Source organism: Streptomyces sp. NPDC057623, assembly GCF_042800355.1.
In the GTDB taxonomy this organism is placed as follows: Bacteria; Actinomycetota; Actinomycetes; order Streptomycetales; family Streptomycetaceae; genus Streptomyces.
Genome location: NZ_JBHVGZ010000068.1, coordinates 16,762 through 39,274, shown reverse-complemented (window position 1 = coordinate 39,274; position 22,513 = coordinate 16,762). Strand labels below are relative to the sequence as shown.

General features: G+C 67.9%; 33 protein-coding genes. 28 read left to right on the top strand and 5 right to left on the bottom strand.

Translation table 11 applies throughout. The annotated features are described in order from the left end of the window. The first annotated feature begins 89 nt into the window (after nt 1–89). The 6 genes from ACFU95_RS41085 (at nt 90) to ACFU95_RS41060 (ending at nt 3,416) form a co-directional block, all read left to right on the top strand. Nucleotides 90–353 (top strand): hypothetical protein, encoded by a 264-nt coding sequence (locus ACFU95_RS41085; RefSeq protein WP_383839597.1) that lies wholly within the window; start codon nt 90–92, stop codon nt 351–353. 54 nt (nt 354–407) lie between these two features. Next, a complete protein-coding gene (locus ACFU95_RS41080; RefSeq protein WP_383839594.1) occupies nt 408–1,112 on the top strand; it encodes a hypothetical protein in 705 nt (234 codons plus the stop codon). A gap of 112 nt (nt 1,113–1,224) precedes the next feature. Further along, nucleotides 1,225–1,641: a head decoration protein gene (locus ACFU95_RS41075; RefSeq protein WP_383839591.1), complete on the top strand. Its 417-nt coding sequence runs from the start codon at nt 1,225–1,227 to the stop codon at nt 1,639–1,641. A 14-nt stretch (nt 1,642–1,655) separates the two neighbouring features. Further along, nucleotides 1,656–2,705, top strand: coding sequence for a major capsid protein (locus ACFU95_RS41070; protein ID WP_383839588.1), 1,050 nt, complete (start codon nt 1,656–1,658; stop codon nt 2,703–2,705). Further along, nucleotides 2,705–3,001, top strand: coding sequence for a hypothetical protein (locus ACFU95_RS41065; protein ID WP_383839585.1), 297 nt, complete (start codon nt 2,705–2,707; stop codon nt 2,999–3,001). Before ACFU95_RS41070 ends, ACFU95_RS41065 begins: the two co-directional genes overlap by 1 nt. A gap of 82 nt (nt 3,002–3,083) precedes the next feature. Continuing rightward, nucleotides 3,084–3,416, top strand: coding sequence for a hypothetical protein (locus tag ACFU95_RS41060; protein WP_383839583.1), 333 nt, complete (start codon nt 3,084–3,086; stop codon nt 3,414–3,416). Nucleotides 3,417–3,432: 16 nt separating this feature from the next. Here the strand turns inward: ACFU95_RS41060 and ACFU95_RS41055 are convergent, their stop codons facing one another. Next, entirely contained in the window at nt 3,433–3,900 is a 468-nt protein-coding gene (locus ACFU95_RS41055; RefSeq protein ID WP_383839580.1) for an SAM-dependent methyltransferase, read from the bottom strand. Between the two features lie 191 nt (nt 3,901–4,091). Between ACFU95_RS41055 and cutA the strand changes: the two genes are divergently transcribed. After that, a complete protein-coding gene (cutA, locus tag ACFU95_RS41050; RefSeq protein ID WP_383839577.1) occupies nt 4,092–4,418 on the top strand; it encodes a divalent-cation tolerance protein CutA in 327 nt (108 codons plus the stop codon). A gap of 296 nt (nt 4,419–4,714) precedes the next feature. Here the strand turns inward: cutA and ACFU95_RS41045 are convergent, their stop codons facing one another. The 4 genes from ACFU95_RS41045 to ACFU95_RS41030 form a co-directional block, all read right to left on the bottom strand. Further along, entirely contained in the window at nt 4,715–4,927 is a 213-nt protein-coding gene (locus ACFU95_RS41045) for a DUF397 domain-containing protein (RefSeq protein ID WP_383839574.1), read from the bottom strand. Nucleotides 4,928–4,956: 29 nt separating this feature from the next. Next, entirely contained in the window at nt 4,957–5,826 is an 870-nt protein-coding gene (locus ACFU95_RS41040; protein WP_383839572.1) for a helix-turn-helix domain-containing protein, read from the bottom strand. Between the two features lie 420 nt (nt 5,827–6,246). Further along, nucleotides 6,247–7,410, bottom strand: coding sequence for a helix-turn-helix domain-containing protein (locus ACFU95_RS41035; protein ID WP_383839569.1), 1,164 nt, complete (start codon nt 7,408–7,410; stop codon nt 6,247–6,249). A gap of 6 nt (nt 7,411–7,416) precedes the next feature. Next, complete coding sequence (locus tag ACFU95_RS41030; protein WP_383839566.1) at nt 7,417–7,836, bottom strand: NUDIX domain-containing protein; 420 nt, start codon at nt 7,834–7,836, stop codon at nt 7,417–7,419. Between the two features lie 168 nt (nt 7,837–8,004). Between ACFU95_RS41030 and ACFU95_RS41025 the strand changes: the two genes are divergently transcribed. The 21 genes from ACFU95_RS41025 (at nt 8,005) to ACFU95_RS40925 (ending at nt 22,508) form a co-directional block, all read left to right on the top strand. Further along, nucleotides 8,005–8,808, top strand: a complete 804-nt coding sequence (locus tag ACFU95_RS41025; protein ID WP_383839563.1) for a TauD/TfdA family dioxygenase — start codon at nt 8,005–8,007, stop codon at nt 8,806–8,808. A 14-nt stretch (nt 8,809–8,822) separates the two neighbouring features. Then, entirely contained in the window at nt 8,823–9,281 is a 459-nt protein-coding gene (locus tag ACFU95_RS41020; RefSeq protein ID WP_383839560.1) for an ATP-binding protein, read from the top strand. A gap of 68 nt (nt 9,282–9,349) precedes the next feature. Then, nucleotides 9,350–9,772: a hypothetical protein gene (locus ACFU95_RS41015; RefSeq protein WP_383839557.1), complete on the top strand. Its 423-nt coding sequence runs from the start codon at nt 9,350–9,352 to the stop codon at nt 9,770–9,772. Between the two features lie 316 nt (nt 9,773–10,088). Beyond that, nucleotides 10,089–10,553 carry a LuxR C-terminal-related transcriptional regulator gene (locus ACFU95_RS41010; RefSeq protein WP_383839555.1) on the top strand — a complete coding sequence of 155 codons (465 nt, stop codon included), beginning with the start codon at nt 10,089–10,091 and terminating at the stop codon, nt 10,551–10,553. Continuing rightward, nucleotides 10,541–11,833: a DUF6302 family protein gene (locus ACFU95_RS41005; protein WP_383839552.1), complete on the top strand. Its 1,293-nt coding sequence runs from the start codon at nt 10,541–10,543 to the stop codon at nt 11,831–11,833. Before ACFU95_RS41010 ends, ACFU95_RS41005 begins: the two co-directional genes overlap by 13 nt. A 35-nt stretch (nt 11,834–11,868) precedes the next feature. Further along, nucleotides 11,869–12,717, top strand: a complete 849-nt coding sequence (locus ACFU95_RS41000) for an SAM-dependent methyltransferase (protein WP_383839549.1) — start codon at nt 11,869–11,871, stop codon at nt 12,715–12,717. Between the two features lie 330 nt (nt 12,718–13,047). Continuing rightward, nucleotides 13,048–14,067 (top strand): thymidylate synthase, encoded by a 1,020-nt coding sequence (locus tag ACFU95_RS40995; RefSeq protein WP_383839546.1) that lies wholly within the window; start codon nt 13,048–13,050, stop codon nt 14,065–14,067. 14 nt (nt 14,068–14,081) lie between these two features. After that, a complete protein-coding gene (locus tag ACFU95_RS40990) occupies nt 14,082–15,110 on the top strand; it encodes a nucleoside-diphosphate kinase (protein ID WP_383839543.1) in 1,029 nt (342 codons plus the stop codon). A gap of 25 nt (nt 15,111–15,135) precedes the next feature. Beyond that, nucleotides 15,136–16,326 carry a radical SAM protein gene (locus ACFU95_RS40985; RefSeq protein WP_383839540.1) on the top strand — a complete coding sequence of 397 codons (1,191 nt, stop codon included), beginning with the start codon at nt 15,136–15,138 and terminating at the stop codon, nt 16,324–16,326. Next, complete coding sequence (locus ACFU95_RS40980) at nt 16,323–16,928, top strand: exonuclease domain-containing protein (RefSeq protein WP_383839537.1); 606 nt, start codon at nt 16,323–16,325, stop codon at nt 16,926–16,928. Before ACFU95_RS40985 ends, ACFU95_RS40980 begins: the two co-directional genes overlap by 4 nt. Then, nucleotides 16,925–17,521, top strand: a complete 597-nt coding sequence (locus tag ACFU95_RS40975) for an AAA family ATPase (RefSeq protein WP_383839535.1) — start codon at nt 16,925–16,927, stop codon at nt 17,519–17,521. Before ACFU95_RS40980 ends, ACFU95_RS40975 begins: the two co-directional genes overlap by 4 nt. Next, on the top strand, nt 17,518–18,291 hold the full coding sequence (locus ACFU95_RS40970; protein ID WP_383839532.1) for an aldo/keto reductase: 774 nt from the start codon (nt 17,518–17,520) through the stop codon (nt 18,289–18,291). Before ACFU95_RS40975 ends, ACFU95_RS40970 begins: the two co-directional genes overlap by 4 nt. Then, nucleotides 18,291–18,803, top strand: a complete 513-nt coding sequence (locus tag ACFU95_RS40965; RefSeq protein WP_383839649.1) for a hypothetical protein — start codon at nt 18,291–18,293, stop codon at nt 18,801–18,803. Before ACFU95_RS40970 ends, ACFU95_RS40965 begins: the two co-directional genes overlap by 1 nt. Then, entirely contained in the window at nt 18,773–19,069 is a 297-nt protein-coding gene (locus ACFU95_RS40960; RefSeq protein WP_383839646.1) for an NUDIX domain-containing protein, read from the top strand. Before ACFU95_RS40965 ends, ACFU95_RS40960 begins: the two co-directional genes overlap by 31 nt. A 90-nt stretch (nt 19,070–19,159) precedes the next feature. Continuing rightward, nucleotides 19,160–19,531, top strand: coding sequence for a hypothetical protein (locus tag ACFU95_RS40955; protein WP_383839529.1), 372 nt, complete (start codon nt 19,160–19,162; stop codon nt 19,529–19,531). Next, nucleotides 19,521–19,952, top strand: coding sequence for a DUF6093 family protein (locus ACFU95_RS40950; RefSeq protein ID WP_383839525.1), 432 nt, complete (start codon nt 19,521–19,523; stop codon nt 19,950–19,952). Before ACFU95_RS40955 ends, ACFU95_RS40950 begins: the two co-directional genes overlap by 11 nt. After that, nucleotides 19,952–20,380, top strand: coding sequence for an HK97 gp10 family phage protein (locus ACFU95_RS40945; RefSeq protein WP_383839522.1), 429 nt, complete (start codon nt 19,952–19,954; stop codon nt 20,378–20,380). Before ACFU95_RS40950 ends, ACFU95_RS40945 begins: the two co-directional genes overlap by 1 nt. A gap of 125 nt (nt 20,381–20,505) precedes the next feature. Next, nucleotides 20,506–20,826 carry a hypothetical protein gene (locus ACFU95_RS40940; RefSeq protein ID WP_383839519.1) on the top strand — a complete coding sequence of 107 codons (321 nt, stop codon included), beginning with the start codon at nt 20,506–20,508 and terminating at the stop codon, nt 20,824–20,826. Nucleotides 20,827–20,953: 127 nt separating this feature from the next. Then, the gene (locus tag ACFU95_RS40935; protein WP_383839516.1) at nt 20,954–21,604 is read left to right on the top strand and encodes a hypothetical protein; all 651 of its coding nucleotides are present in this window, start codon (nt 20,954–20,956) and stop codon (nt 21,602–21,604) included. A 2-nt stretch (nt 21,605–21,606) separates the two neighbouring features. Next, a complete protein-coding gene (locus tag ACFU95_RS40930) occupies nt 21,607–22,167 on the top strand; it encodes a hypothetical protein (protein ID WP_383839513.1) in 561 nt (186 codons plus the stop codon). A gap of 140 nt (nt 22,168–22,307) precedes the next feature. After that, complete coding sequence (locus tag ACFU95_RS40925) at nt 22,308–22,508, top strand: hypothetical protein (protein ID WP_383839510.1); 201 nt, start codon at nt 22,308–22,310, stop codon at nt 22,506–22,508. Nucleotides 22,509–22,513: the final 5 nt, after the last annotated feature.

Sequence of the window (22,513 nt, the reverse complement as noted above, 5' to 3'; positions counted from 1 at the left end):
TCCACAAAAGTTATCCACAGGACCGAACGCGATCTTCAGGACCGTCGTACGGTGCCACCTCTGGTTGATCACCAGCACGGGGGTGCGTGATGTCGTACGAAGTGGAGCTGGCGCCGTGGGTGGAAGAGGTCCTGGAAGGGCTTGCCGGGGGCGACCGGCAGGAGGTCATGGGATCGATCGCCGCTGCCCTGGTCCGCAGCAAGGCGTGGCCAGCGCCCGGGGGCTGGGCGGCGGCCACGCTGTGCGGCCAGAGCTGGTGGATCAGCTTCGCGGCCTACCGCGACGGAATCGAGGTCCTGGATCTGGGCAGGGTGGGCGGACCGAGCTGCACGCGGTGGCGCAGCGTGGTGTGATCGCGGTTTGGTTACACTGATCGTCAGCGCGGGGGCGCGCACTGGAGGAGTTGCATGGTCCGGCCCCTGCCGAAGAGCGGCCCCGTCGGCTACCGACGTGATGGGCGGCCGATCTACCCGATACTCGGTGCCTCCTCGGAGGACGAGACGAACGACCACCTGGACGAAGCCGGTGACGGCGGCGATCAGGGGCAGCAGGTGACGGTCACCCAAGACCGGTTGGGCAAGATGCTCACCCGGGAGAAGGCGCAGGGTGAACGCGCCGCGATCAAGCGTCTGTTGACCACGCTGGGATTCGACACCCCGAAGGCACTGACGGAGTTCGTCACCGAGCAGCGTGAGGCCGAGCAGGCCGCGCTGTCGGAGGTCGAGCGCCGCGAACAGGCAGCCCAGGAGCGGGAGTTGCAGGCCGCTCGCCGTGAGGAGCTGGCCGCCGAGCGGGAGCGGGCGGCGCTGCGGCGCGCGGCTCTGGTCGCTCTGGGTGCGTCGGGCGATGACCTGGTGGACGCGGAGCGTCTGCTGGCGACCGATGACGAGGACGCGGACGACGCGCAGATCCAGGCGGCGGCGGAGGCGCTTCGGGCCCGGAGGCCGGAGCTGTTCGGCGATGTTCGTACGCCGCCAATGCCCGCGGCTCCGGCTGGGGCACCGGCCGGGCGCGGCCCGTCCCGGACGACGGCTCCTGCGAAGCCGGGTTCGGCCGGGCTGGAGATGGCCCGAAGGCGCGGGCTCGTACCGGAGTTCAGCGACGCCCGCTGAGCTGAGCGCCTGACAAGAGCAGTGGGGACCACGCCCCCTCGACTTCGTGGACGGCACTGCCCCCTATGGGCGGTGTGCGGAAGCTGACCGCATCGTCCATGGAGACACCAGCATGACCATTCAGCCCGTTTCGAAGTCCGAGTACACGACCGCCAACCGTGAGTGGCTTGCCTCTCTGCACGGCACGGACTCGACGGACACGATCACCCTCGACCTGAACCTGTTCACCGAAGGCGTGCACTACCAGTGCGGGGACGGCTGCGAGCCGTACGGCCGGGTCTTCTCCGGTGTGCCGGTCGCCAAGGTGGCCGAGTCGAAGCTGTACGGCCCCTACGACCCGGACGCCTCCTGCGGCCGGCAGGTGCTGCGCGGCTTCATCGTGGCGGAGGCGCCGTTCGCGCCGGGGCAGACTCGCGTGCCGGCCGCGCTGCTGTGGCACGGCGCGGTGAAGGTGTCGAAGGTCCCGGGCGGCATCGACGTGTCGCAGCTGACGTGGCACCCGCGTGCCGCGCAGATCCGCTTCGTGTGAGCGGGGCCTGAGCTGTGACGATTCAGGACCTGTTGAAGGACGTCCAGGCGGTAGACCTGACGACGTTCGCCCGCGCGATACCGTCCCCGCAGGATTTCCTGCTCACCCAGTCGATCTTCCCGACGATGGTGCTGCCGGAGGTCAAGTGGCGAGTGAAGGACTCCGGCCGGTACGTGAACGTCGCCAAGTACCGGGCGTTCGACGCTTCCGTTCCGTTCGCGACGCGCGAGGCGTGGCAGACCTCCCGCGAGGGTGCGCTGCCCGCGCTCGGCCAGAAGCTCGTGGTGGGGGAGCAGGAGCAGATCCTGCTGGAGGCCTCCCGGGGCTCGGACCAGGACCGGCTGATCGAGCTGCTGTACGACGATGTCGAGCGGCATGTGGAGGCGATCCGGTCGCGGCTGGAGCTGGCCGCCGGCGATGTGCTGGTCGACGGCCGGTTCACGCTGGTGCAGGAGAACGGGCTGACGTTGGAGGTGGACTGGAACGTCCCCGCCGAGAACATGCCCGTCGCCGCCCGCCCGTGGTCCGACCCGGCATCGGATCCGATCGCGGATGAGCTGCGGTGGATCCAGCACCTGGACGACATCGGCGCCCCGGAACCGGAGCAGGTGGTCACCAGCCGGAAGGCGTTCAGCTTCTTCGCGGCGAACAACGCCTACCGGGCGGCCTATTACGGGTCGGTGAGCCCGTCGACGACGCCGACGGCGACGCTGACCCCGCAGCAGATCAATGTGGTGCGCGGCAACTACGGCCTGCCGCCGGTGACGTTCTACAAGGCCCAGGTCCGGGTGGACGGCAAGCCGCGCAAGGTGCTGCCGGAGGACCTGTGGATCCTGGTGCCGCCGGAGCGGGAGAAGTGGGCGCAGACCATGCTCGGCGTGACCGCCGAGGCGCTCGTGCTGTCGCGCGGCTCGAACCCGGAGGTCATCCGGGAGGACGCGCCGGGCCTGATCATCACCCGCGGGGTGCAGGACGACCCCGTGCAGATCTGGACCAAGGGCGCCGCGGTCGGCATGCCGGTCATGCACACCCCGGACGCCCACATCGTTGCGAAGGTCCTGTGATGCCGGGACGCCGACTGATCGCCGCGGTGTACGTGAAGGACCCGGCCACCCACGAGGACCTGATCCTGCTGCCCGGCGAGAACCCGGACCCGGAGATCGCCGCGCTGGTGACGAACCCCGACGCCTGGGACGCGCCGCCGTACGACGACGTCGAGCCGGAGCCGATCGCGGTCGGCGAACCGGACCCCACGACGGGCACCGCCGAGCCCGACCCCGGGCCAGGCGAGGCCGGCGAGCCGGGCGGGGCCGGTACGAAGAAGCCGCCGTCGCGGCGGACCCGCTCAACCACCACCTAGCAGTACGCTCACCCGTACGGTCCGGAGCCATCACCCCCGTAAGGCTCCGGACCGTGCCTCGTATCCGAGGGATGTGAACCCGGTGGACGAGTTCCAGCGGTCCTGGCTGCTCGCCCAGCTCGGCCCGGACACCGACCCAGCCGACCTGGAACGCCGCTACTTCCGACTCCGCTCAGTACGAGCAGTCGCACTCGAGGTCCTGGGCGAGCGTCGCGCCAAGCTGCTGGCCGATCCGCTGAAGGTCACCGTCGACAACGTGGTGACCATGGACCTTCAGGAGAACCTGCGCGGTCTTGAGCGGCAGATCGAACAAGTCCGCCAGGCCCCGGCGCCGGACGACCCCGAAGACGAGGGCGAAGTAGCGGAGACGGTGATGACGGTGACGTGGCTGGCCCCAGCACGTCGCTACCGGTAGACGAGGTGGGAGATCGCTACGTGGTGGCCCAGTAGTCCTTCAGCATTTCGCCCGGCCATTCTGGCTCGCGGATCGCACCGCGAGGACCCATCTCCTCGAAGTATGGAGCAAGGTCGTAGATGGGGGTTCCATCGACGGCATCCAGGTCGGTGACGTGTAGATCCAGGCCGTCAACCTTCAGCAGTCGTGGGAAGCTTGTGGCCAACTGATTCGGGCGGCGATGGTTTCGGTGAGCGAAGGTGCCTGAGGGCTCCCAACGGGGATCATTCCGCGGACTGCGGGCGTGAAGGGCTACGTCCTCCGGAGACGCCTGGCTGAATTGCCAGGTCACCACCAAGTGGGAGAACTGATCGAGTCCCGTTACGACATCGAGCGGGAACTTCGAGTTCAGACGAATGATGGACTCGACGCCGCCCCAGTAGTCGTCTGCGACCTCCTTGCGGCCTCCGACCACGAGGCCGATGGGCTCGATCTCAAACGTCATTGTTCATCCTTCACCGTTGGACATGACGTGATCAATCTACGTTCCGGAGAGAGCGGGCGGCCGTTGTCGGCCAGTCTCGTGCACGCTTGTCCGGGTCGCTGCCGCACGGCCACCGCGGACTTGGACCGGGGGCAGCGAGGCGAGCATGTGCTGGGTAGGGTCGCCGTACACCGAGCTGGAGGGGTATTTGCATGGCCAACGATATTGTGCTCGCGCAGACGACCATCGACAACGAGGACCAGGCAAGGGCGCTGGCACGGGGTGCGGTTGAGAGCAAGTTGGCAGCGGGCGTTCACATCGACGGGCCAATCACCGCCGTCTACTGGTGGAAGACCGAGGTCGAGACGGCACGGGAGTGGCGTATCTCGTACATGACGACGACAGACCGTCTCCCGCAGCTGGAGGCGTGGCTGTCCGAGAAGCACCCGTATGACATCCCCCAGTGGATCACGCTGCCTGTGACCGGCGGGTCAGAGGCATACCTGTCGTGGGTTGTTGAGGAGACAACGCGGGATTGACGAGCGACGTGTCGCGCCATAGCAGTCGTGCACTGAGGTTGCCCGCGCGCCACTTCGGGCAGTTATCCCTTGTTACGGAAAGCTTCCACTCTTGCGCGTCCATGGTTCAGATTCTGAGCATTTGATCTGTAATTCGCATCTGGGTTGCTGGCGTCGCTATGGCCATGCCCGGACCTGGCCTGTTAGGCCGGGGGTGCTGTACGAGGATGGCGCCTCCCCCGGATGCGGCCTGGGGGAGACGGGGCGTTCTGGCGAGGGAGGACGGTCAGGGCTAGCTCGACTTGCCCTCGTTGACTTCAGGCGCAGTCGACCATGCCGAAGTCAACGTCACTGGCGCGCACTAGTCCGATGAACGAGGACCAAGCGGTGGCGGGCACGACGAGGGCAGGGCCGGTCTTGTTCTTGGAGTCGCGGATGCCGACCTGGCTGGTCAGCCCTGCGACCTCGACGCACGCACCGCCCGTGTCGTTGCTGTACGAGGACTTGAACCAGGCGGACTCTGGGGCCACGTCAGGGGCCGTGATCTTGGTATTGATGGCTAATTCCACTCTCGGGCTAGGGCTTCCAGGAACCCGGCTGTGCGAGCCGGGGGCAGGGCGCTGTCGCGCATGGCGTCGAAGCGGCGCACGTTCCGCTGAACCTCCTGCCGCTCATCGGTGACGCTGATCGTGTTCGGCATGTCGACCTGCACGACAGGGTCAAGGGTCTCGGAAAAGTCCAGCAGAATGAAGTTGCTTTCCGAGCGATAGGTGACAACGTCGTGAGGGAGGATCTGGACGGTGACGTTGTCCAACTCGCCCAGCTTCACGATCTCCCCGAACTGCCCGCGCATTACTTCAGGGCCGCCCACCATCCGCCGGACGGCAGCCTCGTCCAGGATGACGCGAAGCTCCAGCGGGTCTTCCGAGCGTGTGATCAGTTCTTTCCGCTGCAGTCGTAGCCGGACGTTCTGCTCGATGTACTCACTCGTCGTCTCGTCCACGGGCTTGGCGATCTGATAGAGGGCCTTCGCGTAGTCCTCCGTCTGGAACAGCCCGAAGACGAAGGCCGGCTGCCAGGCGCGCATCACTGTCGCGTCCTGTTCCAGGCCGCGGTACGTCGGCATCTTCGAGGGCATGTACGCCTTGTAGGGGGTCCACGGCTCCTTGCTCAGCGACTCGCGATGCAACTGGAGCAGGGTCTCTCGATCCTCTCTGGGCAGATCCAGGTCCAGATGGTCGATGAGAGCCTCAAGGTCGCTCACACGCGGCAGGTCGTTCTCGCCGATCTCCACCCGCGCGAGCTTCGTGTGGGAGAAGCCCAGGGCCCTGGCTACCTCCTGAAGCGTCTCTCCCTTCTTGTCTCGAAGCTTTCGCAACTCCTTGCCCAGTTCCCTGCGTCGGAACGTCGCCCCGCGCTTAGCTGCCACTGCGTAACCCTCTCCCCAGTCCTGTCGGTACTCAACGTGCTCTGTGTCCCATGCGGTTGCGGGTGGTGCCCCTGAGTGTGCAACCCCTGTATCCCTTTGAACAACCCCTTGCATGTGTTCAGGCAATTGCCAATTTCAGTGCTGTCGCGATTGCCCTTGCACAGTAAATCGCACATGCAGCACGGTGGTTGAGCGCGCTGATCGAGAGCACCAGTTCACGGCAGCGAGTGGGCGTCTTGTTGCGCCCTGTGCGTACGTCCCGGTCCTGTCCCGGGCTCGTGCCAAGGCACTACCTCCCCCCCCCGACGAGCCGAGGCCAACATGCGCCAGAGTGCCACCCTCCACCACAGCCACGGCTGGATGGACCAAGAGCGAGTCTTTGACGAACTGCTCTCCCCCGACAACATCCGCGGGACCACGCTAGGCAGCCATCTCTTGCCGTATCCGGTCCAGGGCATGGCTTGCGGCTTCGTTGATCTCCGGCAGCCGGTTCGCCGCCGCGCGCACAATGCGTTGCAGTTGGTGGGGGAGACGCTGGCGGATAGCCTCGTCGACCGCGGTGTGCAGGGACTGGGCGGCGCCGCTGAGGTCGTCGGCGGCCAGCCGTACTTGGGCCACGGTGATGAGCTCGATCACACGCCACTGCGGGGCGACGGTGGTCGTCGGCACAGGACTACCTTGCTCGACCAGTTGTGTGGCGATGTCGGCCTGGCCGGTGGAGATCAGTCCGCGCAGTCGAATTTCGTGCAGGGCGTAGGGGTTGAACAGCGACGTGTGCTCGGCCTCGTTGAGGAGCCGGTCGCTCTCCCGTATCGCCTTGTCGAACAGAAGTTGGTTACGGAGCGTGCCGGCGGCACGGGCGAGGAGTGGAAGTGCGGCGGCTCTCGCCTCCTGGTTCGGCGCGAGGGAAACGGCGTGGAGGAGTCGGTCGACGGCGGCTCCGTGGAGGCGGGCCTTGCGCAGTTCGTTGCCGTGCATGCGCAGCACGTAGGAGGTGAAGGTCGGGTCACCGAAGTAGCGGGCGATGCCGATGCTCTTCGCGGTCCAGCGGGCGGCGGTGCTGAGTCGCTCTTCCGGCAGAACGTTGCCGAGGGCGACGCCGAGGCCGACTCGGGCTCGGGCCAACAGGTGCAGGACGTCCCGTTCAGTGTGGCCGTCGTCCACTCGCGCTTCCAGCCGCGCGATCAGCGGCCACAACTCCGCGACGGCTTCGGACGCGTGGCCGGACTGGCGGGCGATCTCGGCGAGGCGGACGGTGGACTCACCGAACTGCAGCATGGCGCGGTGGTCGGTGTCGGCCGGGTCCGTGATGCCCAGGACATGTGGGGGAAGGCGCAGGGACTCGGCGATGTGCTGGCGGGAGCCGATGTCCTCGATGCTGCGTTTGCCCAGTTCGAGGAGCGAGATGTACGTCTTGTCGTAGCCGAGGAGACGGCCGAGTTCGGTCTGGTTGATGCCGTGCACGGCGCGGTGGAAGCGCAGGATGGCGCCGAGGTCGCGGGTGGCGAGGATGGTCTCGGCCTGCGGCGTGGCCCAGTGCCACAGGGTGTGCTGCGAGCGGCGCGTCACCCTGCCGCTATCCATCGCCGGTTACATCCGTTCGTACCAGGCGGCGATGGACTGCTTGTACCCGTCGGGCATGTTCAACCCGGGTACTTCCTCAGCAGCGAACAGGCCGAGCTCCTTGTGCTCGCTACTCACCACCGGCGCCATATCCGGGGTAGGGACGGAGCAGCCGTAGGTGACGATCACGACCCGTCGGTCCGGCAGCGTTTCGGGCAGCGGCTGGTAGATCCACACGTCCAGGAGTGGGCCCACCTTCACCGTCCAGCCGGTCTCCTCCTCGATCTCCCGCTCCACCGTCAACTCCGGGGTGGGGTCGGCTGCTTCGAGTCGGCCTCCGGGCAGTTCCCACTCCTCGCGTTCGTTCTTCAGCAGCAGAACGCGTCGACGGCTGTCCACTGCCACGCCCTTGACGGAGACGGGCCAGGTAGGGGGCGTGTACGCCATCGCTCTCCTCGAAATACGCAGGTGGCTGAGGGTGCTCGGAACGTACCACGACACCCACAACTTAAATCCCTCGTGGGCGAATTGCCCGAGTCGACAATCTGTCGCTTTACCCCAGGCCCAGCTGCTCCGAACAGTAAGAGCACGACATCGCAGCGAAGGAGATCCCTGATGCGCCGAGCCCCTCAGCCGTACGCCGATGCTTTCGCGCACCACCGCATCGATCTCGCGGCGCCGGGGGCAGAGGCGGCGATCGCGGCACAGCTGCGGGACGTGGGACTGGTCACGCTCGACGGGTTCACCTCGCGCAACGCCGTGCTGGCCTTCGCCACCCGGATCATGGACGCCGTGCCGCACCGCGACAGCGACTCGGACGGTCTCACCACCATCCGGGACACCCGCCGCCACGTGCACCGGGCGGGCTTCGCCGGATTCGGCAACGGGGACCTCGATCCGCACACCGAACGCTCAGGTACCCCACATCCGCCCCGTCTGATGCTTCTCGTGTGCGGGCAGACCGCGGTGATGGGTGGGGAGTCCCTGCTCACTGACGGACAGGCGGTTCACTCCGACCTGTTCACCGGCAGTGGGCGGGCGGCCGGTGCGGCGCTGGCACAGCCCCGGACCGCATTCTTCGGAGCCGGAGACGGCCACGCCACGCAGGTGTTCACCGTTCACCACGGTCAACGGGTATCGGTACGGCTGCGGTTTGACGGGCTCGCGCGCTGGAGTCCGATCGTTCAGCCCTACCTCCCGTACCTGAGGGCCGCGGCCATACGCCATCAGGTGCCTCTGGCTCTGGCGCCCGGCGAGGCATATCTGCTGGACAACGAACGCTGGCTGCACGGGCGTCGTGCCTTCACTGGCGATCGGCTCTGCTGGCGTGCCCTTGGCCATCCCCGCTTCCCCATGCTGCGAGGGTTCGCGCCCGCCCAGGGAGTGCTCCTTTCTCCCATGGTCTCGGAGGCGGGATGACCATGGAGCGAACCATGCCGGCGGCTCCCGCCGGGGCGTTGAAGGCTGCCACAGCCGATGCCCTCACCGGCCTGGTCCCAGATCGGGCAGCCCCGCTGGGCTTCGAGGTGGACTTCCTTCCATTCGAGCACTGCGCCGGGCAGATGAGGCGGATCACCAGGGCCCAGCTGGACGGCTGGGACCTTACGACGCTGGCCGACGATGCCACGCTCGCCGTGTCCGAATTGGTCACCAATGCCGTCCGGTACGGCAAGGGACGACCGGTCGGGCTCAGGGTGCGGTGCTCCGCCGGGGAGCTTCGCATCGAAGTGACCGACGGTTCCCCGACTCCTGCTCGGATGCGGTCCGCCGACGCGGCCGACGAGGACGGCCGCGGGCTGTTACTCGTTGCGGCCGTCTCGAAGGAGTGGGGCGTCAGCTCGGACGGCACGATGACGTGGTGCTCCATCACGATCCCTGAAGGGGGATCGTGATGGTCGCTGTGGACACTGCTACAGCTGCCGAACTGCTGAGCCGGCCAGTCTCATCCAGGGACGAGACGATGCGCATGCTCGTGCACAAGCTGTCCCGCTCCCTCGCGGACGACGGGATCAGCGAGGACCTGATCGACACCCTCGAAGACGTCCTTCGCGACCGGCCCGACCCCAGCCCTGAGGACCGCAGCCGCAAGCTCGACGGCCTCTTGGTTCGTCTCGGACTCCCCCTTGCCCGGCGGCAGCGCCCGCTGTCCGCTGCGCCGCTCAGCGAGGAGGAAGCTGCGCGGATCACCGACCGGTTCCACCGGGCGACAGTCCAGCTCATCAGGGTCGTCCCGCACCGCGTCCGGTGGTACCCCACGCAGGAGGTATGCCGACTCCTCGCGCTGCGGGACGAACGGCCGGCCCCGGACGAGACGCTGTCGCACCTGCGCCGGTACGCCCTCGCCATCGTCGCCATCCTCGACCTGATGGGAGACGACGCATGAGGCGCGCTCCCTCCCCACACGTCGGACCTGCCCTGTGCCGTGACTCCTCCTCACGGCAGCAGGCCCGACTCCCTGCCCGGCGCTGGGAGAGCACGACTCCATCCGTCCCCCACGGGAAGTCGAAACACCCCAGCGCCGGGCACCCTCTCCGCCGCATCGCCCCCGCACTACTCGCCGCGCTCGCCGTCGCTGCCCTACGGCGGTGGCAGCGGACCCGACGTCTGCGACCGCCGATACGCCGGCTCGCGGCCGACGCGGAACACCGGTTCGCCGCCCTGTGCCAGCAGATCACCCACGCCCGCCAAGGAGTTCAGAAGTGACCCTGACCATCCCGAAGATCCGACTCGCGCCCAGAGAGCGACAAGTCGTCGAAGGCATGGCCGACGGCCACGCGCTCACCAAGGTCGCAGCAGACCTCAAGATCAAGCCGGGAACCGCCTCCGGCTACCTCAAGCTCGCCAAATCGAAGCTGCACGGCATGAGCGAGATCGAGGCCACGATCGCCGTCGGCTACGCCACCGACGCCATCACACACCCCGACCTCCTGGACCCCGACAAGCTGACACTGCCCACAGAGCAGCGTGAGCTCGTACCACTCATTGGCCAAGGCAAGTCGTCCGCGCAGATGGCCGCCGAGTTGAAACGAGGATTCGGCTTCATCGGCAGCGATGAGCAGGACCTCCTGGCAAACCTGGGCGCCAAGAACCGCGCGCACGCCATCAAGCGGGCCTGGCAGTACCAGATCCTGACCGCCCAGCAGGTGATCGCATGGCTGCGCTGACCCCCTCCCCGGACACGGAATCCGAGACGCCCCCGGCCGGTGCTCTGTCACGGTGCGAGCAGGAACGGGCGGTGATGAGAGATCGGCTGGCCGATCCCACACTGATCGATCGAGCCCTGGAGATCAGGCTGGGCAACGACGACTCCTGCGAGACGTGCCTGGCCGTTCCCCTGGACGGCAAGCGGGTGGCCGGGGAAGTCACCGTGCAGGGCTGGACTCAGGCCCTGCTCGTCCTGCTCGCCCTGGACGGGCAGCCAGGCTTCCCGGACCTACGGGACGGCACTAGTTACGGCGAGGCGATCGATGCGCCCCGCACCATCCGCTGGGGCCTGGGCGCCACCCTCGGGGATCAGAAGCTGCGGGCCCGGATGTGGGGCTACCACGACGCCGGCGTGCGCGCCTACCAGGCAGAGCAGAACCGAGCGGATCCGCGCATCCCTGTCACGCCGATGCCCGAGGACTCCGACGACAGCCCGGCCGTAGCGGGCATCTACGACATGCTCATCGGCGGCTCCGACAGCTACCTGGCAGACAGGAAGTTCGTGTGGTCGCTCGCGGAGGCCGATGCCGAAGCCCTGTCAGTCGCGGCTGTCATCAACCGGCTGCACAGGCCGAGCGTGATCAGTCACCTCACGGCCCGCGGCATCGGTCAGTTCCTCGACCTGGGATGCGGCCTGATGCCCTTCCCCAGCCCTCCGCCCGACGACGCCGAGCCGTACACCACCCTCCACGACATCGTCGCCCGCCACCAGAGCACGGCGCGGATCGTCTACGCCGACCACAACGCGCTGGCCTTCGGGGCCAGCCGCATCACGGTGGAGGAGCACCCCTTGCAACCGCAGTGGGTGCAGGGCGACATCCGGCACATGCACCAGTTCCTCACCTCCGGGCGGGTGCAGTACGTGCTCGACTGGAGCCGCCCTATCGGGGTGCTGCTGCATGACGTCCTGCCCTGGATCGGCTCCGACGAGACCGTGACCGAGGCCATGGACGTACTGCGGGAACAGCTGCCGCCCGGCAGTGCCCTGTCCGTCACCCATGCCACCGACTTCGGCGGCAACCCCATGTCCAGGTTCACGGCGCCGTTCCGCGCGGCAGGCATCGACTTCAAGCCGCGTGATGCCGATTTCATCGAGTCGCTGTTCGGCAGCTGGGCGTTGGAGACACCGGGACTCGTAGCACCGCACCGCTGGCGCACGACCCACCCGCAGGCCGAATTTGACCCGCACGAGGCCGGCGCGCTGGCCGGGCTCGCTTTCAAGCCGGAACAGCGCCCATGAGGGCGACCACAGAAAACGAGGCACCCCCCACGTCGATGAACATGACGCCGCAAACGACCACCGGTCTGCCGCGGGACTGTTTCCTCCGTCCTTCGGTCGCGCGGATCGACAACTTCATGACGGGCGGAACCGACAACTACGACGTCGACCGGAAGCTGGCCCGAGGTCTTGTGCAGTTGGCACCGTGGCTGCCGCACATGGTGGCGATCAACGAGCGGCACCGGCCCCACGCAGTGAGTGTTCTCGCGCGCGAGCTCGGGATCTCTCAATTCCTGGACCTCGGATGTGGGCTGGCCTCCGCGTACAGCAGCAAGCTCCAACGCCATGATCTGGCCACGCCGTTCGAGGCCGCGGTCGGCGTCCATGCGGCTGCTCGCGTCGTCTACGTAACCTACGACCCGGTCGTCAGTGCCCACGCGCGCACGATCTCGGACGTGAATGAGGCGACCGAGGCACTCCAGGCGGACGTCTGCCGCACCGAAGATCTCCTCGCCCATCCCAAGATCCAGGCGATATTCGACCACACCAGTCCCATCGGCGTCCTGGTCCATGACTTGTTGCCGTGGGTGGCCGACGAGGTGGCCGCCGCGACGATGGCCGTGCTGCGGTCCTGGCTTCCAGCTGGAAGTGCGATCTCCCTGACCCACGCCAGCACGGACAGGGATCCGCAGGCAATGAAGAGTCTCGTCGATGGCTATGCCGAGGCTGGCATCGCATACCGGCCGCGCCCCCTGGAGCAGGTCAGATCGCTGCTGAGCCCGTGGCATGTCCTCCCGCCGGGTCTCGTCCCGACCGCGCAGTGGCTCGCCGGGAGTATCCGCGGTCTGCCGTCAACCGAGTACTCGCACGCCTACGCCGCCATCGTCACCGAGGCCCGGCCTTAGGGCCTCCGCCGCCGACTACCCGCTTGCCGTCGGTTGCGTGACGGTCGCAGATCGGCGGGCGGGTGCACGACCCGGCAGCCGGACCTGAAACAGGGCTCGGTGCCGGATAGCCGTGTGGGGAGGGGCTTCTTCCCCCTGGCCTCTCCCCACACTGTCACTTCGCCGCCGAGAGCACGTAGGTCTTGGAACCCACGCATCCCGCCCCGGCACAGACCGGACGGTGGCCTGGGAACGAGGCCAGTCCCGGCCGTGTGCTCGCCGTCCGTGGGGGTTTGCGGTACAGGGCCGGGAGCCCTGCCACACCACCTGTTCCCTCGATAGGAGAGTGCTTTGCTCACAGCTCCGAGCTTCGACAACGTCGAAGGTGCCTACCTCGCCCTGCTGCGGCTCGCCACCGAGCAGCCGGAGCACCGGATCGACGCGCGCGGCAATGCCGCCCGGGAGATGATCGGGGTCGGCTTCCGGCTCACCGATCCCCGGCAGCGTCTGCCGTACCTGGCCGAGCGCAAAGCGAACCCGGTGTTCCAGTTCGCCGAGGCCCTCTGGTACCTCGCCGGCCGCCGGGATCTGGAAATGATCAGCTACTACGCGCCGTCCATGACCGCCAGCAGCGCCGACGGCATCCGCCTGGGCGGATCCGCGTACGGCTACGCCCTGTTCAGCCCGGCCCGTGGCGCCGGGCAGTCGCAGTTCGACCAGGTGATGGAACTGCTACGCAGCGAGACCGACAGTAAACGCGGCTACCTGCCCGTGTTCTCGGCGAAGGAACTCAAGGACCACAGCAACCCCGACGTCGCCTGCCTGGCCGGGCTGCACCTGCTGCCGCGCGACGGGCAGTTGCACATGGTCTGCAACATGCGTGCGAACGATCTCGACTGCGGCCTACTGTCCGATGTCTTCTCCTTCACGATGATCCAGGAGTACGCGGCGATCCAGCTCGGCCTCCAGCTCGGGACGTACACCCACACCATCGGATCCGCTCACGTCAACGACGCCAACGCCGAGCGTGTGAAGCGCGTCCTGGGCGAGGCCGACTCCCGTGCCGCCGTGGCCTCTTTCACGTTCCCGGCAATGCCGCAGAGCACTGAGGGAGCGACCATCGCGCAGGTTCTTCAGCACGAGGAGGCGCTCCGTACGAACCAGCTTCGCTACAGCGTCGAGCACATCCAGGGCCTGGACCTGGATCCGTACTGGCAGCAGGTGGTGATGCTGTTCGAGCTGTACCGGCAGATCCAGCACGACCAAGCGGAAGCAGTCGCCCCGGACCTCCTGGCCGCGCTCGACCCCGGCCTGCACTGGCTCGTGGAACGCAAGTGGCCGATCTGCGCTGCGGCCGGGGGTGCGCAGTGAGTGGCGGGACGCCGATGAGCGGCGCCGTGGTGCAGGGCATCGACTTCGACCGTTGGGCGGTCATCCTGTGCAAGCCGGACGCCGTGGCGCGCGGCCTGGTCCACCGCGTCCTCGGAATGATCTCCGACGCGGGCATCGCTGTCTCCAGCTGCCTGGACATGATCGCCGAGCCCTGGCAGCCGCACGTCGTGTACCGGGACCTCCTCGCTGACACCGGCCGCCGCAGCCTCCCTGACCTGCCTGCCTACATCGACGCCGCGTTCACGGGCCGGCCGGTCACCGTGGCCCTCGCACACGGTGAACCCGGCCTCCACGCCCGACTGCGTCAGCTCATCGGGCACACCGACCCGACGCGGGCGGCGGCCGGCACGATCCGTGGCGACCTCGGCGACGACAGCCGCGCCGCCGCCGACGCGGAGAGGCGCCTCGTCCGCAATCTCGTCCACACCAGCGACGATCCAGCCAGCGCCCGCCGGGAATACGGCACCTGGTACGGGCCCGGCCGCCGCCTCCAGATCTCCGACTTCGACCGCTGCTCCGTGATCCTGTGCAAGCCGGACGCAGTGAAACTCGGCATGGTGGACGCCGTCCTCGAACGGATCGCGGCCGCAGGCACCACCGTCGCCAGCCGCCGCGACATCATCGTGCAGCGGTGGCAAGCCGACGTGCACTACTGGGATCTGCTCGCTGACGCCGACCACTTCCCCGACCGGGACATCCCCGCGTGCCTGGACGATGCCTACACCGGCAAGAGCGTTACGGTCGCGCTGGCCTACGGGGAGCCGGGCATCCACAACCGGCTGCGCGAACTCATCGGCCACTTCGACCCGACCCGGGCCGCTCCGGGCACAATCCGCGGCGACCTCGGCAACGACAGCCTCGAACGCGCCCTCGCCGACAAGCGCCTCGTGCACAACCTCGTGCACACCTCGGACGACCCGGACGCCGCCCGCCGAGACTTCGGCACCTGGTACGGCGCATCCCGCCGCCTGCTGCTCACCGCCCCCGGCGTGCCGCACCAGCCCACGCCCGCAGACCGCTGACCACCCCAGGCCTTTGGAGGCTTCCATGACCGCTCCCTCCGTTCCTCGCCGGTCACTGCCACTGCTGACCTCGGAGCAGATCGGCCAGCTGCAGCCCGCACTCGCCGACGTGATCGAGTACCGCAAGTCCGGCCTGTCGCTGAACCACATCGTCGGCTGCCCGCTGGAGTGCGCCTACTGCGTACGCCATGTCTTCGGCAACTTCACCATGAAGACCCCCAAGCGCCTGATGAGCGACGAGGCCGCGGCCGCCGCACTCGTCAACCATCCCTACTTCCGGCCGCACAAGACCCCGTTACAGCTGTTCAACCGGGCCACGGACGCGATGCTGCCCGTGGTCAAACCGCACCTGTACGCCGTGCTGCGGCAGCTCGATGACCGCGGCCTGACCAACCACGTGCTGGTCATCACCCGGTGGCGGGTCAGTGCAGAAGACTGCGCGGTCCTCAACTCGTTCGAAAACCTGCGGCTGACGGTGCTGGTCACGCACTCCGGCATCGACAATCCTGCCATCGAGCCGGTGAACTCGGCGTACGCAGCCGACAGCCTGCGGATGCTGTACGAGCACGCCGAGCGATACCGCACCGTCCTGTACTGGCGCCCGATCGTTCCGGGCCTCAACGACTCCGACGAGCACATCGAGCGGGCCCGCGAACTGTCCCTGCACGCGCACGCCACCGTGTTCACGGGCCTGTTCTTCCGCGATGAGATCAAGGCCTACTACGAGGCCAACGGCCTGCCCGAGCCGTACGACGACACCGCCCGCCGCAAGATCATGCCGGAGCTGGCCGAGCGGCGAATCCTGGACGCGTTCGACTCGGCGACTCTCCCCGGCGGCAAGCCGTGGGGGACTCTGTTCCGCAAGACGAGCTGCGGTGTCGCCTTCGCCCACGGGGAGGCCGACTACAACGGCCACTACGGGGTGCGGGAGTTGTGTGACATCTGCCCGCCCGAGCAGATCGCTTTGTGCGCCAAGGCGTGGGTCAAGCCCGACCTGGACGAGGTCACCCGCGAGGCGCGCGCCCTCGGTGCCACTGGCCCCGTTGAGATCACCGATCGTGCCATCGTTGTCGAGGGACTGGACGAACCGCCCCGCTACTTCCTGCAGCACGGACACGGCTACCAGTGCCACGACCGCACCAAGCCCCACCACTACCGCCAGCACGGCCGGGCCTCCATTGGCTGGGCAGCGGAGGACGGACCTGACTCCCCATGAACTTCGGCTCCTGGCCCCACCTGCTCGTCGTCGACGTCGAGGGCAACGGGACCAATCCGCCTGATCTCGTCGAGATCGCGGCGCTGCCCATCCGCGAAGGCCAGCCGGACACAACGACGGCCGGGGCCTGGCTGATCCGTCCGCAGAGGCCGGTCACCTCACGCGCGGCCAGCGTCCACGGCCTGACCAACGATCTCCTGGCCGATAAGCCTGGATGGGACGAACTCGCCGACCAGGTCGGCGCCGTCCTGGGCACGGCCTGGATCTGCGCCCACCACGCGCACGTCGACTACCGCGAGCTGCGCCGCCACTTGCCCACGTGGGAACCGGCCGGCGTCATCGACACCCTGCGCCTGGCCAGGGCGACGTACAAGGACCTGCCCTCGTACACCCTCGACGCCCTGATCAGGCATGTGCAGCCGGACCTGTCGCAGGCTCCGCGCGCCGGCAGGCACCGCGCCACGTACGACGCCTACGCCACGGCACAACTCCTGCTCACCATGGCCAGCCACTACCAGACCTGGGATCTGCTCATCGCCGCAGCGGTCCCCCCTGGCCTGCCCGGTGCCCCCGAACCAGAAGAGGACCCCACACTGTGGTGACCACCGTCCATCCCATCCGTATCGGCGTGCTCGGCACCCACTCCACCGGCAAGACGACGCTCCTGAAACGGATAGAGATGGAGCTCCGCGCCGAAGGGGTCACCGTGGCCCGAACCGGCCGCCTCGGCAAGCGCGCCGCAGCGGCCGGTCTGCCCAAGATGCAGCACCACACTGCCGCCTCCACCGAGTGGATCATCACTCAGGGCATTGCCGACGAGCTCGCCGCGGCCGCCCAGGGCGCCGAAGTCGTGCTCATCGACCGGGCCGCCCACGACGCCGTCGCCTACTTCCACGCCGCGTTGGAATACCGCGGTGAGGTACCGCCCAGGCTGGAACGCGAACGTCTCCTCGTGCTCGCGTCGACCCAACTGTCCAAGTACGACCTGCTGTTCGCGACAGTGCTCGATCAGGACGTGCCCGTGGACACCAGCCACGACTACGACGCCCGCTTCCGGCACCTCGTCGACCAGCACCTCCACCGCCTCCTGGACCAGGACGCCATTGCCCACCAGCGGGTGACCAGCGCCCCCTACAGCCAGGCCGACGCCATCGACAGAGCAGTACAGCACTGTCTGAAGGAGGCTCTCGTATGACACCGCCCGCAGGCACCCTCACCATCGCAGGGAAGACCGTGTCCCGGCTCGGCTTCGGCACCATGCGCCTGACCGGCCCTGGGACTTGGGGTGACCCTACGGACCGGGCCACCGCAGTGCGCGTCCTCCGCCAGGCCGTGCACACCTACGGCATCACCCACATCGACACCGCCGACGCCTACGGTCCTCACACCGTCGAGCACCTGACCCGTGATGCGCTCTACCCCTACCCGGACCACGTACTGATCGCCACGAAGGTCGGAATGATCCGCCCCGCGCCGGGCCAGTGGATGCCGCTCGGCAATCCCTACTACCTGCGGGCCTGCGTCGAAGCAAGCCTCCGTCGTCTGCGCGTCGAACGACTGGAACTGTGCTACCTGCACCGCATCGACCCCGAGGTGGCAGTCGAAGACCAACTCGCCGTCCTGCAAGCCCTCCAGAACGAAGGCAAGATCGGGCACATCGGCCTGTCGAAAGTAACCCCCGACGACATCCTCCGGGCCAACAAGTACCTGACCGTCGCCGCAGTACAAAACGTCCTCAACACCGAAGAATCCTTCGACCCCGCCGTCGAAACCAGCCGCGAACTCGGCATCCCCTACGTGGCCTACCGGCCGCTCGGTGCCGGCCGCCTCGTCAGCGCCAACGGACCAGCCGCACCGCTCCACTGGCTCCTCGACCTCGGCAGTCACATCGCTCCCATCCCCAGCACCAGCCAGCCCAGCCATCTCGCCCAGATCGTGGCAGCAGTCCAAGGCAGCCCGGCCTGATGCCCGCCGCCACCGTCGCGATACCCGCCCGGCGACACACCGCCTACGAGAATTGGCGGCCGCCAATAGTCGGCGTCGCACTTCTGGTGCCGGTCGGCGCCGACTGCCTCGCCGTCGCCGACCTGCGCGGGCTGCTCATGCTGCCCGTCGGCGAAGTCCGCGTCGGACAGCCACCACAGGAGGCCGCTCAGAACGTCCTCAATTCCCCAGAGGGCCTTCCGCTCCTTCGCCGAGTCGCAGTGGATCAGGTACAGACACGTCGCCGGAAGGTCATCACATATGTACTGGCCGCCGCACCGATGACGCGTGCAGCCGTCGAGACTCTGGTCTACCGCGATCCCCGGGCCGACGTACGCGTCATACCCACGATGCACTTCATCGACCAGGTGCGCCCCGAGGCCCGACTGAGGACTCTCGTCAGCCTGCAAGCCCTCGCCACCGGCGAGACAGCCTCCATCGAAGACGGCAAGGTGCACGCCGAATCGCCACCGCCATCCCGACCCTGCCGCTAGCGTCGGTCGCACCACCTGCTCCAGGGAACAGGAGCGGACAACCGGCACGGCCAGTCATCTACACGCACGTCATCTTCCGCACCGGATACAAGATCCTCTTCTCTCAGCGCGGAGGACCGTACTGCCGATGGCACATGCCGTCGGGCAAGCTCGAACAAGGTGACCCCCTGTCTGTCGCCGCCGCACGCCCGTTGTACGAGAAAGTCGGCATCATCATCAGCCCCGGCTTGTCATGCGGCACCACCACGGAGGGTGTGTCGCCGTGAGCGTCCTAACTGATCACGAGCCGACGTGACGTCAGCGTAGTCAGACGGGATTGCCGGGAGCTGTCCGACAGCAGTCATAGCGTCGAGTGAATGGACCACAACGCAGAGGACCTGCACAGCCTGCGGATCACCGCCCGCGGCCCCAAGGTCGGGATAGAGCTCGACGGACGGCACGTCGACCCGGGGGCCTTCAAGGGTTACGCCATAAGTCACCAGGAGGGAGAGTCCCCACATGTTGTGCTGTACGCCGGGGACTGGGCCGAGACGGTCTTCGAAGGGCTGGCACGCGTCGCGGTCGCGGAAGCCTCCGCCCCTGGCCCGGCCGCAGCGGTCTTCCTGGCAGCAATCGACCCCGAGGAGTTGGAACGCGCTGCACTGGCCCGGTCCGACCTTGGCACCGGCCCGCGTTCGTTGACGGAGGCGATGCTCACCCAACTCCAGGAGTGGGCTCATGGCCTTTGATGTCGAGGGTGCGCGTCGGGTCGTCGGCCGGGTCCTGGACGACAAGCTCGAAGCCTGGAGAGACAGCGCCAGCCGCACAGACGATGTGCTGGACGACGCCACTGGGCAGCTCGTGCCGCCCGCGCCGGACGAACTGCTGATCTGGAACGGGCTCGGCGCTGTGATGCCGCTGGGCCGACCCGCGGTCACCCGGCCGTTGAGCGGCGCATTCGCCGTCGAGCCTCCCACGACGGAATACCAGGCTGTACTGCCCGTCGACGCCCCGGAACTGCGACCGGACGACGTGATCCGAGTCGCCGGATCAGCGAGGCCGGGCGGCCCGCGTGATCCTCAACTGGTCGGCCGCCGCTTCCGAGTCTCGGACGAAGCCGTGGGAACCTTCAGCGTGGTGCGCATCGTCAGGGTGCAGGTGATCGACTGATGGCGCTCGCGAATCCGCATCCGAATGCCCACCCGGACGCGACCGCGTTTCGGGACCCGATCGCGCTGGCCGCTGCCCTGGCCCGGATGGGCCCGGCTGCCCGCGCCCGTACACGCACCATCACCCGTCATCACGCGATGCTGCTGCGCGTCCGTATCCAGCGCAACGCCAGCGGCCGTCCGGGACCGAACGTGATCACCGGCCAGTACCGCGCCTCCTGGGACGTGCGGGTGCGTGCCGGAGGCGGCCAGGTCACGGCCGAGGTGTTCTCCGACGCCCCACAGTCAAGACGACTTGAGTACGGCTTCGTTGGCGTTGACGCGCTCGGCCGTCACTACCGGCAGCCACCGTTCCCGCACGTCGAGCCCGCGTTCCGGCAGAGCGAGCCCGAGTTCATCCAGGCACTCGCTGAGGGGGTGCTGCCGTGACCACGGCACGTCTGCCAGTCACCCGCGCCCTGGCCGCGCTTGTGATGGAGGCGACCGGGCGTCCGTGCGGAGTGGGGGAACTACCGTGCGTGCAAGGCAAGTCCGGCGAGTGGGAGCCCGCAGACGTGCCGTATACCATCCTCGACTCGCTGCCCGGGGAGTTCAGCGGGCCGCCCCTGTGGGACTGGCACGCCGATGCGGCCTGGACGTACCAGGTCACCTCCGTCGGTGAGCGCGACGACCAAGTGCAGTGGCTGGCCGACCGCGTACGCGTCGGGGTCGTCGGCCGGGCGGAGGGCCGTTGGGCTCATGACTTGCACATTCCTCAAGTGCGAGTGATCGACCGCGAGTTTGAGCACGATGCCGGAGGTGAGCCCTCCGTGTCGGCGGCAGGCGCTATCGTGTCCTACGTACAACGGTTCACGATCACCGTGACACCCACCTGAACACACTTCAGGTTCCTCACCGCGGAGGCCCGCGCGGACGCTAGGCCCCAGGCCAGGCGAACCCCCTTTGAACCTCATGGGGCAGGGCCTCGGCACGGGACGCTGCCCCAGAAGTGGGAGCGGACCTGTGTCCTCGACGAAGCCGTCCACAACCAAGCCGGCCACCCAGACCCGATTCCTCCGGCGCGGCATCTCCAAGATCTACTGGCTCAGGAAGGTCAACAACCCGGAGCGGCCGACCCGTACAGAGATCTCCGAGCCCAATCGGTTCGACCTGACCAAGGCCGTCAGCGACATCGAAGGATGGGCGCTGGAGAACGAGCCCATCGAGACCCCGGACATGGGGAGCACGTTCAACTCCTCGATCCCGGGCAACGACAAGGCCGAGAGCTCCAGCCTGACGTTCTACGAGGACCGGTTCTCCGACGACATCGAGCAGGAGCTGCCCAAGGGCGCCAAGGGCTACGTCGTCTTCCTCCGCAAGGGCGACATCCCCGGCTCCCGCTCCGTCGACGTCTTCCCCGTGCAGGTCGCCACCCGCGCCGCCACGTACTCGACCGGCAACGAGGCCGCCAAGTTCCAAGTCACCTACACGATCACCGAGGAGCCCTCGCTCGACGCCCCGGTCCCCGAGGCCGTGCCCCCGCACCCGCTGCCCACGCCGGTCGAGGACTGCGACGACGAGCACGGCCACCACGACGGTGACCACGTCGACGTGACCGTCGTGAGCACCACCAAGACCGCCGCCACGGTCCGCGAGCACGGCGACGAGGACTGAGCATGTCGCGCCCTGCACCGGCCAAGCCCCAGCCGTCCCCCTCCGCCAGCGCAGCGGCGGAGGGGGCGTGGGCGGCCAAGATGGACCGCCTGCGCCGCCGCCCCCGCCCCCAGAACCTGCTCCGTATCTGCGACGACGACCAGCTTCGCCAGCGGTTCGAGGAAACCGAACAGGCCGCCCGGCGCGCCCGGTTCCTCGCCGAGGCCACTCCCGGTGACGAGCAGATCTCCAGGCAGGACACGGACGCTGCTGCCGCACACGACGACGCCCGTGCTGCGCTCGATGCTGCCTCCGAGTTCCTTCTCTTCCGTGCTCTGCCGCGTCCGGTCCTGGAGGAGTTGATCTCCGAGCATCCACCGACCGAGCAGCAGGCGGAGGAGGGCGCGATCTTCAACCCGGACACCTTCCCCGCGGCGCTGGTGGCGGCCGCCTCCGTGGACGGCATGAACCGGAAAGACGCCGAGGAACTGCTGAACACCTGGTCGGCCCCGGACGCCAACGCCCTGTGGGACGCGGCCTGGCAGGTCCAGCAGGAAATCCGGGTGGAACTGGGAAAAGACTGAGCCGCGACCCACAGCTGCGCGCCGAACTGGAGCTGTGCGAGCGATTCCAGATCCCTCACTCGCAGTTCCTCGGCGGCAACGGCCGATGGACCGCGCTGGATCGGGCCAAGGCGCTGGCGTGGGCGCAGTGGCAGCGGACAGTGTGCCCGGAGTGCCACACCCGGCTGGAGGAGTGGGACCACGCACGCGGCGGTGACCACCACGCCTACGTCACCGACACCCTGCGCTGCCCCGGCTGCGAGCTGATCGAGCAGGAACGCGACCACGTCCCCTCCGACCGCTCCGGATACGGCGTGAAGATCCAGCTCCTGCCGCGCGCCCAGTACGACGAACGCCCCTGAACAGA